Raw genomic sequence first — 15,067 nt, forward strand, 5'->3', positions numbered from 1 at the left:
CCATGGACATGTACGTCAGCCACCCCACGGCCGCGGACGGCCGCCCGGCGGAGCAGAAGACCCCCGAGCAGAAGGCCTGGGACCTCGCCGCGACCGTCTGCGACCCGGAAATCCCGGTCCTCACCATCGAGGACCTGGGGATCCTGCGCAAGGTCCAGCTCTACGACGACGGCGGGATGGTCCCCGCAGTTCAGGTGACCATCACGCCGACGTACTCCGGCTGCCCGGCCATGGACGCCATCCGCGACGACCTCAAGGCGGCCTTCCACAGCGAGGGCTACCCCAGCGTTAACGTGGAAATGGTCCTCTCCCCGGCGTGGACCACCGACTGGATGAGCGAGGCCGGTAAAGCCAAGCTGCAGGAGTACGGCATCGCGCCGCCGTCCGGCCACTCGGCCGCCGTGCGGCACGCCGGGCCGGTCCGCCTGTCCCTCGCCGTCAAGTGCCCGCAGTGTTCATCGTTGAACACCAAGGAACTCACCCGCTTCGGTTCCACCTCCTGCAAGGCGCTGTACGTCTGCCAGGACTGCAAGGAACCGTTCGACTACTTCAAAGTTTTGTAAGGAACAGGTGCACCCATGACTGTTGTCCGCCAGACCGCCACTGAAACGGCTGCAGCCACCGGCCGCCGCCGCGCGTCCTTCCACCCGCTGACCGTGGACGAGGTCCGCCGGCTCACCGATGACGCGATCGAGGTGAACTTCGGCGTTCCCGCCGAGCTCGCCGGCCAGTTCGATTACCTCCCCGGCCAGTACGTTGCCCTGCGCACCACCTTGCCGGATGAGACCGGCGAGCCGAAGGAAATCCGGCGCAGCTACTCCATCTGCGCCGAACCGCGGAGCTTCGCGGACGGCAGCAGCGAGATCCGGGTCGCCATCAAAAAGGACCTGGGCGGGCTGTTCTCCACCTGGGCGAACGCCGAGCTAAAGGCCGGCGACGTTCTGGACGTCATGAGCCCGATGGGCGCGTTCGTGTCCAAGCACGGCCGGGACGGCAAAGAGCAGAACCTGATGAACTCGCTGAACCACCCGGAGGCCATGGCCACCGAACTGGCGGGGGAGCCCGGCTCCTTCGTTGCGATCGCCGCCGGCTCCGGCATCACCCCGGTCATCGCGATCGCCCGCACCCTGCTCGCGGCACACCCGGAAACCCGCTTCGACCTCGTCTACGCCAACAAAGCCGCCATGGACGTGATGTTCCTCGAGGAACTCGCCGACCTGAAGGACAAGTACCCGGCCCGGCTGGCCCTGCACCACGTGCTCTCCCGCGAACAGCGGATCGCCCCGCTGCTCAGCGGCCGGATCGACGCGGAGAAGCTGCAGGCCCTGCTGGGGACCGCCATCCACGCCGACGACGTCGACGAGTGGTTCCTCTGCGGCCCGTTCGAGCTCGTCCAGCTCTGCCGGGACACCCTGGCCGAGCGCGGCGTCAACCCGGACCACGTCCGGTTCGAACTGTTCACCACCGGCAAGCCGGACCGCCCCGAGGGCAACGCCGGCCGCCCGGTGATTGTGGACGAGTCCCAGGCCACGTACAAGATCACCTTCAAGCTGGATGGCCTCCAGGGCGAGGTGGCCAGCCCCACGCACGCCCGCGAATCGATTCTGAACGCGGCCCTGCGGGTCCGCCCGGACGTGCCGTTCGCGTGTGCTGGAGGCGTCTGCGGAACCTGCCGCGCCAAGGTGGTCACCGGTGCCGTCACCATGGACGAGAACTACGCGCTGGAACAGGACGAACTGGACAAGGGCTACGTGCTCACCTGCCAGTCCCACCCCACGACGCCGGAAGTCACCGTCGACTTCGACGTCTAACCTCCCAAGCCCGCTTCCCGCCCCGACCCCAGGAGCCCCATGATTTCCCTCTCCATCGCCGACGGCGTCGCCGAGATCGTCCTTGACGCCCCGCACAAGCTCAACTCGCTGGACGGGCAGGCGCTCAGGGATTTAGCACAGGCGTACGACGACGCCGCGGCCGCCGCCTCCCGCGGCGAGGTGCGGGCGCTGCTGCTCCGGGGTGAAGGGCGCGCGTTTTGCGCGGGACGGGACATCGCCGGCGTCACGCCTGAGACGGACGACGTCCAGGCGTATCTGGGCGGGCTCCTGCAGCCCTTGCTGAAGAAGATGAGTGCATTCCCCGCCCCGACTTTCGCGGCGGCCCAGGGGGCCTGCCTGGGCGTGGGGCTGGGGCTGCTGCTGGCCACGGACGTGGTCTACGTGGCGGAGAACGCCAAGTTCGGTTCCCCGTTCGCGAACCTGGGCGCCACGCTCGATTCCGGCGGCCACTGGTACTTCACCGAACGGCTCGGCATGCACCGGACGCTGGACCTCATCTACACCGCCGAGCTGATGAGCGGTGCGGACGCCGTGGCACAGGGGATGTTCAGCCGGGCCATGCCCGCGGGTGAACTGCTGGAGAACACCCGCGCCATCGTGGCGAAGGCAGCTACCGGCGCCACCGGCGCGTTCAACGCCAGCAAGGAACTCGTGGCGCACATCCGGGACCAGCGGCTGGGCCTCTGGGAGTCCATGGAAGAGGAGAACGCCGAGCAGGCCCGGCTCTGCAAAACCGAGGACTATGCGGAAGGGTTCCTGGCGTTCCAGGAAAAGCGCAAGCCAGTTTTCAAGGGCTAGCAGCGCCGCAAAACGGGCGATGCGCGCCTACGAAGTTCCGGTACTTGTCTTTAGGTTACGGGATTTTGTTTATCCGGACGTCCTTGTAAGGTTCGTTTATGACTTTGGGGAAAACCATTAGAAAAGCCGTCATTCCTGCTGCCGGATTGGGAACGCGTTTCCTGCCCGCCACCAAGGCAATGCCGAAGGAAATGCTGCCGGTAGTGGACCAGCCGGCCATCCAGTACGTGGTTGAGGAAGCTGTCAAGGCTGGCCTGACGGACCTCCTGATGATCACGGGGCGCCAGAAGCGTGCGCTGGAAGACCACTTTGACCGCGAGCCCAACCTGGAGCGAACCCTCGAGGAAAAGGGCGATGTGGACCGCCTGGAAGCCGTCCAGCACGCCTCCAGCCTGGGACCGCTGCACTACGTCCGTCAAGGCGATCCCAAGGGCCTGGGGCATGCGGTCCTCTGCGCCCGCCAGCACGTGGGCGACGAGCCTTTCGCCGTCCTTCTGGGCGATGACCTGATCGACGAGCGGGATGAGCTCTTGAGCACCATGATCGAGGTGCAGGCCCGGACGGGGGGCTCCGTCGTCGCCCTGATCGAAGTGGATCCCGCCGAGATCAGCGCCTACGGTTGCGCCGACGTTTCAGCCGTCGACGGCGAAGGCCACGTACGCGTCAACCGACTGGTGGAAAAACCCTCGATCGCCGATGCGCCCTCGAACCTGGCCGTGATCGGGCGGTACGTGCTCCACCCAGCGGTCTTCGACGTCCTGGAGGAAACCCAGCCCGGCCGCGGCGGCGAAATCCAGCTCACCGACGCCCTGCAGACCCTTGCCACCTCGGACTGCGAGGGCGGGGGTGTGTACGGAGTGGTCTTCAAGGGCCGCCGCTACGACACCGGCGACAAACTGAGCTACCTGAAAGCCGTGATCTCCATTGCCTCGGAGCGCGTGGAATTCGGTGAAGAGCTCAAGACGTGGATGAAGGCCTTCGTCAGCTAGTTCTGGCGGCGGTCCGGGGGCGAACTACGTGAGTCACCGGGAGGAACCCTAAGAGGCATCCGGCCGTGTTGGTGGCGAGGTCCAGCGGGCTGGGGAAGCGGCTGTGAAGAAAGAGCAGTTGCCCCAGCTCCATAAAGCCGGAGACCAGTAGCCCCAAGGCGCCGATCTGCCACCAGGCCTTCGTCGGGAAGGCTAATGCCGCGAGGGCGCCGAGGGGCACGAAGAGGGTGACGTTGGCGGAGGCTTCAACGAATTCGTAGTCAATCCATGCCGGAACCCCGAGAGCGTGAATTAGAAATAGGAAGCCGGCTATCTCTCCCTGGACCGGCCCGTCCACCGGGCTGGGCCAGAAACCAACCAGCGCCAGGACAGCCAGGAAGCCTGCCAGGACGGCGCGCCAAGTCTGGGGTGTTGCCGTTGCCCTCATGTGCTCCTCAGAAATTATTAAAACAAAAAGGTGGTGGCCTCCAGTATCCCGGAGACCACCACCCTTTTTGATGGTTCTTAGTTGGTGCTTAGACGGTGACGTCTGTCTTCGCGCGGCGGCGAACTACGATGACGGAGGCAACGCCGGCAGTCAGCGCGCCAGCGCCGACCAGCGACCAGATCATGAGGTTGGAATCTGCACCGGTGTTGGCGAGTGCAGTGCCGTTACCCGTGCTCGCGAGGTTGGCACCCACTGCCGCCCCCTGCACTGCGATGGTGGAACTGGCGGTTTTTCCCGACTCCAGACCGGTTGCGGTGAGCGTGTAGACGCCGGTCTCGCTGATGGTGACCGGGAAGGTGAAGGCGCCCTTGGTGTCTGCCTTGGAGGAGAATTCCTGCGGTGCCAGCGGCAGAGTGATCTTGCCGGAGACGCTCATGCCGCGGCCATTTACGCTGGCGCCGGTTGATGCAGGCCGGCCGCCGGGCGTGACGGTGATGGAGAGGCCTTCTCCCGCCTTAAAGCCGTTGCCGCGGAAGACGAACTGCTCGCCGGGTCCGACGGTGCCGTCAGAAACAGCGGCGTTGGCGGAGTTCGAGGAGTTGCCGGGGCCGACGGGCGGCGCCGGGTAGGTTGCCATGGCCGGAATGGCGCCGATAAGTGAGATGGTGCCGGCGAGTGTGATCGCTGCAAGTGTTTTTTTCATGTGTCCCCCTGAGACCGTTTATACGAGTGTCATGCGATGTGGAGATTTCCGGCCCCCAGCGGCCGCCGGTTGAAATCTCATTAGATAAGTCCCTGCTGACGATAGCACTGATAACGCGAGTGACCAAAGTGAATCAAGTGACTTTACATACCGTTAACGTGACGTTTACTTTCACTGATTGCAGGTCACATTCTCGGCCGTAAGGATGACGTCTTTGACAGGCTGGATTGTGGGTGTGACGACCACTTTCGGCTCCGTGTGTTGGACGATTTTCCCGAACGTCAGCTCTACCGTGCTGCTCTGGCCGGGCGCCAGGGTGACGGTGACTGCTCCCACAGGCCTGTTGGCGTGGCGATGGGCGGCGAAGTCCGTTGTCTTGCCGTTCACCTTGGCCGTCTCGACGTTGGCTTGGACCGGTCCGTAGGCGATCACATTGGTTTGAACAGACCCAACCGGAACGCCAAAGGCGCCGGCTCCAGTGACATACGGCGGTAGAGAAGTGGCCGCGTCTGCCGGGGCCGTGTTTTTGCTGGTAATTCGGACTGTCGTCTGTTCGTATCCGTTTGTGGCACATTCTTTGACTAGCTGGACAGTTCGATTCACGTGATAGTCCATCTTTGCGCCGGTGCCGTCGTTGAAATAGACGCCGAACTGCGCGGGAGCGACGCTTGGGCCTGCGATGGATCCGCTCAGCGGATAGGCGGTAATAATGGACTGCTCTTGCGCCGAAGACGACCAAAGCAGAATTCTGCCCTCTGAAGCCCCGCGGGAAATTCCAGCGAGGAGCTCCTTGGCGTTGCCCTTCCCGCTGGACAATGCGCTGAAGATTTCCTTGGCAACGCCGGCAAAGTAGACGTCCTGATGTGAAGGGGACGCGATTTTGGCGTAAACGTCGGAAAGTAGAGTCGGCACGATATTTTCGTCGCTCAGCCGAGTCGGGAGTCCGCTACCAGTCAGTGCTAGAAGTTCGGGGTCGGTAATTTCCACAGGCCCAGTTCCATTCAACACATAGCCCAACGCGACGGGATCCATGGAGATCACCCCGTCTACGCGCTGCCTGGTCTTTCGTTCCCACATGGCTTGGGCTGTGGCAGCGGCCGTTGGGAAGTCGGGTGTGAGGTTGACATCTTGCATGTACTTCCCGAGCCTGGACGAGTAAATTTGCCCCTGTTCAGCGTCCACGGGGATCACTGGCGACATGATGCCAACATCGCTGGCGCTGCTCTGTGCACCTAGCGTCAACTTGCCGTTGTCCAATGTGATGACTGCCAGCGCTCCCGGAATACCGCCCGAGGCACGGGCTTCGGCATTGTTCTGGATTATGAGCAAGTAGTTTCGCTGGCCATCTGCCCCCAACATGCCAGGGGCGATTTTGGCGGCATTCGCGGATGCGTCGAGGGCACCTGTCACTTCCCCCAGCTGCTCCCGAGCCCGCTGCAACGGTTCAGCAACCTGGGGCCACAGGCTGCTCGCGTCAATTCCGTCCAGCCGTTCGGCCGAGACTCGTACGGCGTGAGCGGCTGCTGACACACTGGGGGCAGCATCTTGGAGAGGCTTCAGGTCCGAACCTGTGGAGCTGGGCAGAAGTTTATTCCAATCGAGGGAATCCAAAACGCTCGCCAGCGGAAGAACTCCAAGGCTGGCCACGTCATCGGCAGATCGGGCCACTTCTGCGATGGCACTGAAATTCGCTCCGATCCAGGGAACCGAAGCGGCCAAAGTCCAGAGCGGATCTCCTGCGGCCTGTCGTGCCGCTGCAGCGTGGGAGCGAAGCTGGTTGGCCGTAGCGCCGGCCTCTTGCGGATTGTTCCCAGCAATGTCGTTCTTGAGAACAGGGATAAGGAGCGCGGTGGCCTCGAGTTCATCCTTGATGACGGCAGCTCGTGTACCGAGCCATGCGGCTGCTGATACGGCGAGAACCGCTGCAAGAGCCAGACACGAGGCAACGACAATGACACGACGACGAGGGTGTCCTTTACTCTTGTCTGTCGTCAATCTTGTCCGTTTGTGTTGTTCTGTATGTATGTTTCCGGCCTCGTGTGCTTCGTGAGTGTCAGTCATTCTCTACGGGCGCCCAAGCCCTCGGTAGTTCCATCCGGCCGCACGCCATTTTGCGGGGTCCAGCACGTTGCGGCCATCCAACATGCGGGGAGAACCTACCGCCGCGATCAGTTCGTAGGGGTCAAGGTCGCGGTACGCCTGCCATTCTGTGAGAAGAAGCAAGGCATCGGCCCGCTGGACAGCCTTCTCGGTATCCGGTTCATAATGCAGTTCGGGGAACCTGCCAGCGGCGTTGGCTAGCGCCTTGGGATCCGTAACCGTCACCACGGCGCCTTGGAGCTGCAACTGGGCGGCGATACTCAGCGCAGGGGAGTCCCGCACATCGTCGCTCTCAGGCTTGAACGCGGCGCCAAGAACCGTAATTCGCTTGCCCAGCAACATTCCGCCGCAAAGTTCCCGGGTGAGCTCCACCACTCGCGTGCGGCGGCGCATGTTGATCCCGTCTACCTCGCGCAGGAAGGTCAACGCCTGGTCCGCGCCCAGTTCGCCTGCGCGGGCCATGAATGCCCGAATGTCCTTAGGCAGGCAACCGCCACCGAACCCAATCCCAGCATTGAGGAATTTTCTGCCGATTCTGTCGTCGAGGCCGATTGCATCGGCCAGCTGCGTTACGTCTGCGCCTGCGGCTTCGCAGACCTCAGCCATGGCGTTAATGAAGGAGATTTTGGTGGCAAGGAAAGAGTTTGCCGCCGCCTTAACCAGCTCTGCGGTTGCGAGGTCGGCGACAAGTCGGGGAGTGCCGACGGCCAAAGGTCCGGAATAGACGTCGTCCAAAATGGCCACTGCCGGATGCTGCTCGGAGCCACCTTCGACGCCGTATACGAAGCGGTCGGGCTGAAGGGTGTCGGAGACTGCATGACCTTCGCGTAAGAATTCGGGATTCCACATCAGTTGGGCGCTTGGCTCGGCGCCGCGGACCAATTCTGCGAGCCGTGCTGCCGTGCCCACAGGTACCGTGGACTTCCCGACGACGACAACGCCGGGTTCGAGGTGGGGGAGAAGCGCAATGGTAGCGGCGTCAACGTATGTCATGTCGGCGCCATTCTCGCCCTTCTTCTGTGGAGTGCCCACGCAGATGAAGTGGACGACACTCCCGGCGGCCGCGGCCATATCCGTGGTGAAGGTTAGCCGACCTGTCGCCTGAACCTCTGCCAGTAGGTCGTCCAGCCCGGGCTCGTAAAACGGAGCCTCCGCCGCTGACAACGCGTCAATCTTCGCTTCATCCACATCAATTCCGACAACTTCATGGCCGAGCTTGGCCATGCACGCCGCGTGGACGGCGCCTAGATAACCGCATCCAATGACCGAAATACGCATAAATCCTGCTTCCCCAATAATCCTGTTAAACGGCTTCTTGCTCTTGGTACGTAAAAGACCCAGCTGGTCAGACCGCTCCGGTACTGGCAAATACGGCTTTGAACGTTTTGAAAAGGATCACAAGGTCGCCCATTAGTGACCAGTTTTCAACGTAGTAAAGATCCAGACGGATACTCTCTTCCCAGGTCAAATTGGATCGGCCGCTTACCTGCCAGAGACCGCTCATTCCAGGACTCACATAAAGTCGGCGGTGAGCGGCATCATCGTAGAGGGCAACCTCCCCTTCTCGTTGTGGCCGTGGTCCTACCAAACTCATTGATCCCTGCAATACATTCAGCAACTGAGGGAGCTCGTCCAGCGAGTATTTACGAAGAACTCGGCCCAGCGGCGTAATACGCGGATCATTTTCAATCTTGAAGAGGGGAGTGTTACCGGTGTTTTGGGCGTGTAGAAGCGATAGAAGTTCAACATCTGCATTTACTTTCATGGACCGAAATTTCAGCATGTGAAAGGTCGAACCGCGCAGGCCTACTCGTTCCTGCCTGTAGAAGACAGGCCCGGGGTCAGAGAATCGGACCAGCATGGCGAGGACCACGAAGACCGGCGAGAGGAAAGCGACGAGGGCTCCCGCTACGGCTATATCGAATGCCCTTTTTGCAACTTTCTTCCCGCCGGTAAGCTTGGGGGTCGAGACATGAATCAGAGGGAGTCCCGCGACAGGTTGAGTGTGGATGCGAGGCCCCGCAATATCGGTAAGTGCAGGCGCAAGAATCATTCCAATGTCCCTCGCAGCCAGCTCCCAGCCGAGCCGCCGAAGATCTTTCGGATGAATGTTGACTCCGGCCGATATGGCGACAGCGTCAACGTTCGTGGAAAGAATCACACCAAGAATGCTGTCGAAGTCCATGTTCACTCCAGTCACTGGGACTGGGAGATTGCTGACTTGGTGAGTGTCTGCGGAGGCCCCAGGCAGGTGCGCGGCCACCGGCATGTAGCCTGCTTCTGGGGCACTTCTGAGTGATTCGACAAGATGAGCTGCGGAATACGGTCCGCCTATAATGAGTACCCGAGAGTTGCTTTTTCCGTGCGTGCGCTCAAGAGTAAGGTGCTGGCGCACGAGCCATCGGGCAAGGAGTAGGCCTATCGCGCCCACAGGAAAGGCCAAACCTACGAAGCCTCGAGCCGTGTCAATCCGCAGGGCGTAGGAGATGATGGCGACGAATCCGAAAAGCCATGCGGAACTGGCCATAACCCGCTTATATTCGTCCGAGCCGGATCCCAGAACTCGAGAGTCTCTCGATCCCCAGAAGCCCAGCATTGCCCACCACGCAACGATGAGAGCTAGGGACAACACCATGTAGTCCGCTTCGCGAATCGACCCATCTTCGCCGTCAACGAAACCGAATCTCACGCCATAGGCGCCCGCCACTGCCCAAATTACGACCCCGGCGTCGATCAACTTTAGTCTTAGGGCGTAGCGTCGTCTCCACGAGGCCTGCGCATGCAGCGTTTGCACACTTTCGCCCACGGTTTTCAAATCTTCCCCCATACCCTGAACGAACCTGTGTTGGTTCGAATCATACTTCGAGTTTCAGTCGCCAAGTGCTCTGGAGCAGATATCGTAACCCAGCTCACATCGCGCACCGAGTGTGGGCAGCGATGGTGGCCACGCTACATGTTGCGCCCTGCCGGTGGCCGAGCTGATTGGAGAGCTAGGGGACCTTTGGCCGGCCAGTAGAATGAGAATCCCGTGTTATGTGGGATAGTAATTAGCGCCAAGGCGTAACGAACCTCTCCATTGAGGGGTCTTGAAGGGAAGCCAGATGTCGGAAGAGACAAACCGCGGAGGACTTCGCACCCTAATCGTCCACGAGTGGTTTGCATCCATTGGCGGTTCGGAGAATGTCGCCAACGCGATTCGTAGAAGTTTCAGCGGAGCTGACCTCCTCTGCCTCTGGCGAGACCGTGACGTGCAAATCCCTGGGTCTGGCCGAGTGTTCGAGACGATTCTCGCCAAGAAGCCTTTCCACGGACGGAAAGTCCTATCCTTGCCCTTCATGCCATTTGTGTGGAGGTGGACCCCGGCACGGAAAGTCGGCTGGGACGTGGTTATCGTCAGCTCTCATTTGTTTGCCCATCATGTAGCGGTTCACCCGGGCACACCGAAGCTTGTTTACGTTCATACGCCTGCCCGATACATATGGGAACCCGCTTTCGACAGCCGAGGCAGAAATCTGGCCGTGAGGGCAGTGTCGCGGATCCTTAAGCCGCTCGACAGAAGACGCGCTCTGGAGCCATCGGATATTGCAGCGAATAGCGAGTTTGTCCGGGAACGAATAGCCAGGGCGTGGGGCCGTGACTCACGGGTGATCTACCCACCGGTGGACGTCAAAGAAATCCAAGGCGTCGCCGACTGGTCGTCCACATTGACGGCAGAGGAAAAGGTCGTTTGGGAATCTCTTCCGAAAGAGTTTGTATTAGGCGCGTCTAGATTTATCCCTTACAAACGTCTCGATCTAGCTATCCGCGCTGGTGAGCTGACTCAGATGGCTGTGGTGATAGCGGGGGCCGGACCTGAAGAGCGCAACTTGCGTGCTCTTGGTCAACGGTCTTCGGTACCCGTTCACTTGGTTTTGCGCCCATCCAACAACATGCTGAGGGCCTTGTACCAGCGGGCTGCGGTTTATGTCTTCCCGCCAGTGGAGGACTTTGGGATCATGCCTGTGGAAGCCATGGCTGCCGGCACACCAGTAGTGGCAAACATTAGAGGCGGGGCGAGCGAATCCGTCTTGACAGGCGTCACAGGTTCACATTTTCAACCTGACGATGATATATCGCTGCTGAACGCCCTTAGCGAAGCGCGATCCCTAGACCGAAGCCAGATTAGTCAGCACGCTCACAGGTTTTCGCGCGAAAGGTTCGAATCCGAAGTTCACCAGTGGGTGACCGAAAATCTAGACAAGAATTGCGGGAAGCAGTCGCTGGCCTCACTATAACGCCACCGCAGTTGCGAACGTTCCTATTCGTAGGTCTCACCAGCCAGGGTGCGGTTGCAGCGGTCAGCCTTCATGGGGACCGGTGGAACGCGTATGCCTAGTTGTTGGTAACTTACAGGGCGTCGTGCACTCGCGCCTGGACGAGCGGACACCTTGGATTCTTTACGCTGGCCCGTTGGTCGCCGGAAAACCCTCGATAGTCCGGCACTCTCGTTCTTCTGCGTGCTTATGCCGGTAAGGTCGTCGCAGCCAGCCGAGTCATTTTATGTCTTCTCTAAATCGCGGACCGCCCATCCGCCTTCTGAGCAAATGGTTGAGTCTTTCGGTCTGGTGTAGGGCAGCGAGTCGTTCCGCTAGTGTTTTAGCCGGAAGCCCGATCCTTGGAGTGTGACGTCTTCGGCGAGGTGGAGGATGCAGTCCTCGATGGCTGCGATGACGACTTGGTCACTGAACACGGCCGCGGGGCTGGGGGCAGCCCCGCGGCCGCAGCCAGTTCGCGAACTGTGCCTGGCCGGGTTCAGGCCGGCCGAGCCGACAGTTGAAATTGACGTCATCTAGTGACTAGCGGGCGTTGACCCCGGCAGCCCGGGCACGAGTCTCGGCTCCGGAGACTTCCCGGGTGGCGACTTCCTGGGCAGGACAGCGGCGAGGTACTCATCTGGGTCCAGCCCCCTTTGGCTCATCAACTCTAGCGTGGTGTCGCAAATGAAGGGACTCGTGGCTCTGCGAGCATAGGTGTTGTCGAGACACTCATAGCGAGGACTCCGAACCTCGATATAGATGCTTGACGGGGCGGATGCCGCCTCGCTTCGGTTGTGAATCTGGAGGACCACGGTCTGCTCTCCGCAGTGCCTGCCAGCGCGGGCCGGACGGCGCTGGCCGAACCGGTCGAGCGGAAAGTTGCCTTGTGCTGACTGCGCTGCGGCGTGTTGTCGCCCCGGATCCAGGCGGGTGGGTCCACTAGGTTCGGGTCGTCCGGTGCAGCGGAGCGCCGGAGGAGGTCACGGGCCGGATGCAAGTGCTGGCGGGTATGAAACTGCTGTGTCCGCGGCGGTCCGTCGTGCAGACCGCGAATGACATATTGCTACGTTCTAGGCTGACGAGCCGAGCAGACTGGTGGCCGACACTGTCACTGACCTGTCCGCGGAGCTTCGGGCAGTTGCCCGGGATACGGCCGCCCCGGGTACATCGTTACCCACCGAAACGCGTGTCTGGTTGACGCGGATTCCCATAGCCGTATGAGCACAGTCGTCGTTGAGATTGCCGAGCAGCATAGATCCACTTCGATTCCGAAGTTAACGGCGGGTGTAGCTCCGTGACCTTCTTCTCATCGCGTCCAAACCTACAGTTGGGAACTTACGAGTCAGGCGGGGCAGCGAAATTTTCTGACTCCAGACAGATCAACTTAGGCTGGGGCGGATTGATGATTACCTTGGATAATAGATGTTATACCTAGCTGAAAGGCGTCAGCGCTATAGGTGCTGTGCGCCCAATCGAAAGACCCCCGAATGGTCTCGGAATTGGATTCGGGATCAAGCAGCGACTTGATAACTGCATGGCGAAAATCATTTGCATCATTCGTCACGCTAACGAATAAGCGCCGGTCTCCTATCCCCTCCGATCCGACGTCAGTGGTAACAATGGGCAGGCCCCAAAGCATCGCAGTGATTGTCTTGAATTTGACACCAGCACCCCTGCGCAGGGGTACGACAAATAAGTTAGATTTTTTGTAATAGTCGCTAAGATTTTCGACGAACCCTGTAACTGTAACGTTGCTGAGACCAACAGAGAGGTCAATCAGTTCCGGGCGCGGGCTTGCACCCGCAATTATGAATTGAGCATCCGGCACGGTGGCAACAACGCCAGGCCAAATTTCTTTGAGGAACCAGTACACGGCTTCGTGATTTTCTGGCCTGTTGAGTGCACCTGTGAAAAGAACGATCTTTTGCGAAGGGACAGGTTGGGGGCAGCTTGTCGGCATCGCCGCATCGCTGAGGGGTGGATTGACAACAATGACATTTGCCATGGGCTGGATTCTCCGTGCCAATTGAGCATCCTTTTCACTGAAGGCGACAACTGTATCCACGGAAGCGAACGCTGCTTTCTCTGCCCTGAGGGCCGAAATGTAGCGAAGAAAGTAAAACAATTTGGTAGACCGGTTCTCGGCACTCCGTGACGCTCGGCGCCAGCGTTGTGCCAAAACGTCATGAATTACGAGTGTTTGCTGTGCCTGAGGGGCTGCCCTTCGAACGAACCGAGATAGGGCGGCGGCTTCGGTCCACTGGAAACCAACCGCGTCCGCATCTTGCAGGGCCAGTCGAACTGAGTCGTCAAGTCTGACGCGAATCTCCGTATCTAGACCAAGTGATGCGCCACGAATTGCCTTATATAAAAGCCGAAGTGGAGTGGACAGTCTCTGGCAGCGTACGGAAAGGCTCGGTATAAGGATAACCTTGGCCGACTTCGGGTCAGTTTCCATTGCTGCGACCGTGTTGTCAGGAGATTCGGGTCCCACGATGGTTACGTTGTATGAATGTGACAAGGCGGCGAGATGGCGGCGAACGTATTCCCCACCTGCATGCGGTATAGACGACTTAGGAACGAACGGGGTGAATTCTACCAAATTTAGCTTTGAGTTCATGGCCTTCTCATTATCGAAACGAAGAACTTAGCAACGGAGTCCCCCACTGTATCAAAACCGTCGTCTTATAGCACGATGAGCGAAATGCAGTTGAGTCAGTAAGACCATCAATTCTGCGCAAATTTCACCAAAAAAGGCCCCATGGGTGCCCCAATGTGTTGCTAGCACGGTGATTGCTATAATTCCGGATAGGCAACCCAGCGCGGAGCTCGTCGTAATGGCCCCTAGCTGTCTCAGGGCGACGAGAAGGAGCCCTCCTGAAGCGCGGGAACAACAGACCAGGAAGATAACGCACCCCCCGAGCAGGGCGACACTCGGCGGCACGTCAGCCACCCCCGAAAAAAGACGCACCGACAGCCAAGGCGCGATGAGAGTGAAGCCCAGTCCGGCTATGATTCCGACGCCGGCATTCAACGCCACTGCCGTTCGCGCGCGTTGAAGCCGCTGGGTAGCTGAACTCGCTGTCCCCAGCCAGCGCTGCATCGTGTTGGGTATGGCAACCAAGACTGACAAAGCCATCCTCATCAGACGCTCAGCTGCGGCGAAAACCGGAACAGAGACTGGCGATACTGAGGTGACGATAACCACAGGCATCGAAATGTAAACGGCAAGAAGCGCCCGGCCGCTGAGTGCATTCGTTTGCAGGTACAGCAGTGTCAGCAGTCGTCGGGGGGCCATGCCGTTGAAGTCGGATAGACGAACGCCGACAACAACCGCGCCTATGATAGGAGCCGCTAGTGATGAAGCTATCAGAGCAGCGCCGTAAGTCCAAAGTGGCGCGCCCATATAGAGTGCTGTGGCCGTTACCAACATAAAGGACAGTCGTGGAACTGCATCCGTCCCGAATATTTGTTTCGGGGATGAAGTGCCCACGAAGAACCAAACCATATTGAGTCCGGTTGCGGCCGCACCTAACGCAACTAGTGCAGCCTCAAAACTGTTGCCAGGCGCGATCCATATCGTTGCTAATATTGCGGCGACGCCAGCTGGAATAAGCACGATCAGCTTCAACAGGAGTGATGTGGCATACGTAACTCGTCTATTGTGTACCGACTGCTTAGCCACTCGCTGGGGTCCCGCAAGTCCCCAACCTAGCTCCACAAATACGGCGATACCGGCACCAATCGACTGCCCCACAGCAATTGATGCCCAGCCAACTTGACCGAATTGTGACGTAACGGCCGGAAGCGCAACCAAAGGACTTACAGCAGCAACAAGCGGCGGGAGCAGAAAACCCGCAAACTTCTTGACGGAACGACCAAGCCCTTTGCCGTCAGTCATCATTCTCCATTCCAGCTTGTGA

The 15,067-nt window shown here is 60.0% G+C and carries 12 protein-coding genes and 1 pseudogene; 6 read left to right on the plus strand and 7 right to left on the minus strand.

Annotated features, from left to right (window positions below; all coding sequences use genetic code 11):
* Positions 1–8: 8 nt before the first annotated feature.
* The 4 genes from paaD (at position 9) to galU (ending at position 3,619) form a co-directional block, all read left to right on the plus strand.
* Positions 9–563, plus strand: a complete 555-nt coding sequence (gene paaD, locus AC50YC_RS01005; RefSeq protein ID WP_494952161.1) for a 1,2-phenylacetyl-CoA epoxidase subunit PaaD — start codon at positions 9–11, stop codon at positions 561–563.
* Between the two features lie 15 nt (positions 564–578).
* Entirely contained in the window at positions 579–1,811 is a 1,233-nt protein-coding gene (paaE, locus tag AC50YC_RS01010; protein ID WP_494951788.1) for a 1,2-phenylacetyl-CoA epoxidase subunit PaaE, read from the plus strand.
* A gap of 39 nt (positions 1,812–1,850) precedes the next feature.
* A complete protein-coding gene (locus AC50YC_RS01015) occupies positions 1,851–2,630 on the plus strand; it encodes an enoyl-CoA hydratase/isomerase family protein (protein ID WP_494951789.1) in 780 nt (259 codons plus the stop codon).
* Positions 2,631–2,728: 98 nt separating this feature from the next.
* Entirely contained in the window at positions 2,729–3,619 is an 891-nt protein-coding gene (gene galU, locus AC50YC_RS01020) for a UTP--glucose-1-phosphate uridylyltransferase GalU (RefSeq protein WP_494951790.1), read from the plus strand.
* On the opposite strand, the gene AC50YC_RS01025 is transcribed toward galU, so the two are convergent.
* The 5 genes from AC50YC_RS01025 to AC50YC_RS01045 all read right to left on the minus strand — a co-directional run bounded on the left by AC50YC_RS01025 (position 3,612) and on the right by AC50YC_RS01045 (position 9,676).
* On the minus strand, positions 3,612–4,046 hold the full coding sequence (locus AC50YC_RS01025; protein WP_494951791.1) for a VanZ family protein: 435 nt from the start codon (positions 4,044–4,046) through the stop codon (positions 3,612–3,614). The genes galU and AC50YC_RS01025 overlap by 8 nt on opposite strands.
* Positions 4,047–4,134: 88 nt before the next feature.
* Complete coding sequence (locus AC50YC_RS01030; protein WP_494951792.1) at positions 4,135–4,749, minus strand: LPXTG cell wall anchor domain-containing protein; 615 nt, start codon at positions 4,747–4,749, stop codon at positions 4,135–4,137.
* A 171-nt stretch (positions 4,750–4,920) separates the two neighbouring features.
* A complete protein-coding gene (locus AC50YC_RS01035; protein WP_494951793.1) occupies positions 4,921–6,744 on the minus strand; it encodes a DUF4012 domain-containing protein in 1,824 nt (607 codons plus the stop codon).
* Positions 6,745–6,813: 69 nt separating this feature from the next.
* Positions 6,814–8,127 (minus strand): UDP-glucose dehydrogenase family protein, encoded by a 1,314-nt coding sequence (locus AC50YC_RS01040; RefSeq protein WP_494951794.1) that lies wholly within the window; start codon positions 8,125–8,127, stop codon positions 6,814–6,816.
* A gap of 67 nt (positions 8,128–8,194) precedes the next feature.
* Entirely contained in the window at positions 8,195–9,676 is a 1,482-nt protein-coding gene (locus tag AC50YC_RS01045) for a sugar transferase (protein ID WP_494951795.1), read from the minus strand.
* Positions 9,677–9,950: 274 nt separating this feature from the next.
* Here AC50YC_RS01045 and AC50YC_RS01050 point away from each other — a divergent pair.
* Positions 9,951–10,508: pseudogene (locus AC50YC_RS01050) on the plus strand (glycosyltransferase family protein); the annotation flags it as partial.
* Complete coding sequence (locus AC50YC_RS01055; protein WP_494952162.1) at positions 10,509–11,123, plus strand: glycosyltransferase; 615 nt, start codon at positions 10,509–10,511, stop codon at positions 11,121–11,123.
* A gap of 1,405 nt (positions 11,124–12,528) precedes the next feature.
* Here AC50YC_RS01055 and AC50YC_RS01060 read toward each other — a convergent pair.
* Together AC50YC_RS01060 and AC50YC_RS01065 are read right to left on the minus strand one after the other, a co-directional pair.
* Positions 12,529–13,764 (minus strand): glycosyltransferase, encoded by a 1,236-nt coding sequence (locus AC50YC_RS01060; RefSeq protein WP_494951796.1) that lies wholly within the window; start codon positions 13,762–13,764, stop codon positions 12,529–12,531.
* A 51-nt stretch (positions 13,765–13,815) separates the two neighbouring features.
* The gene (locus tag AC50YC_RS01065; RefSeq protein WP_494951797.1) at positions 13,816–15,048 is read right to left on the minus strand and encodes a hypothetical protein; all 1,233 of its coding nucleotides are present in this window, start codon (positions 15,046–15,048) and stop codon (positions 13,816–13,818) included.
* Positions 15,049–15,067: the final 19 nt, after the last annotated feature.

The organism is Pseudarthrobacter sp. MDT1-56 (assembly GCF_059383555.1).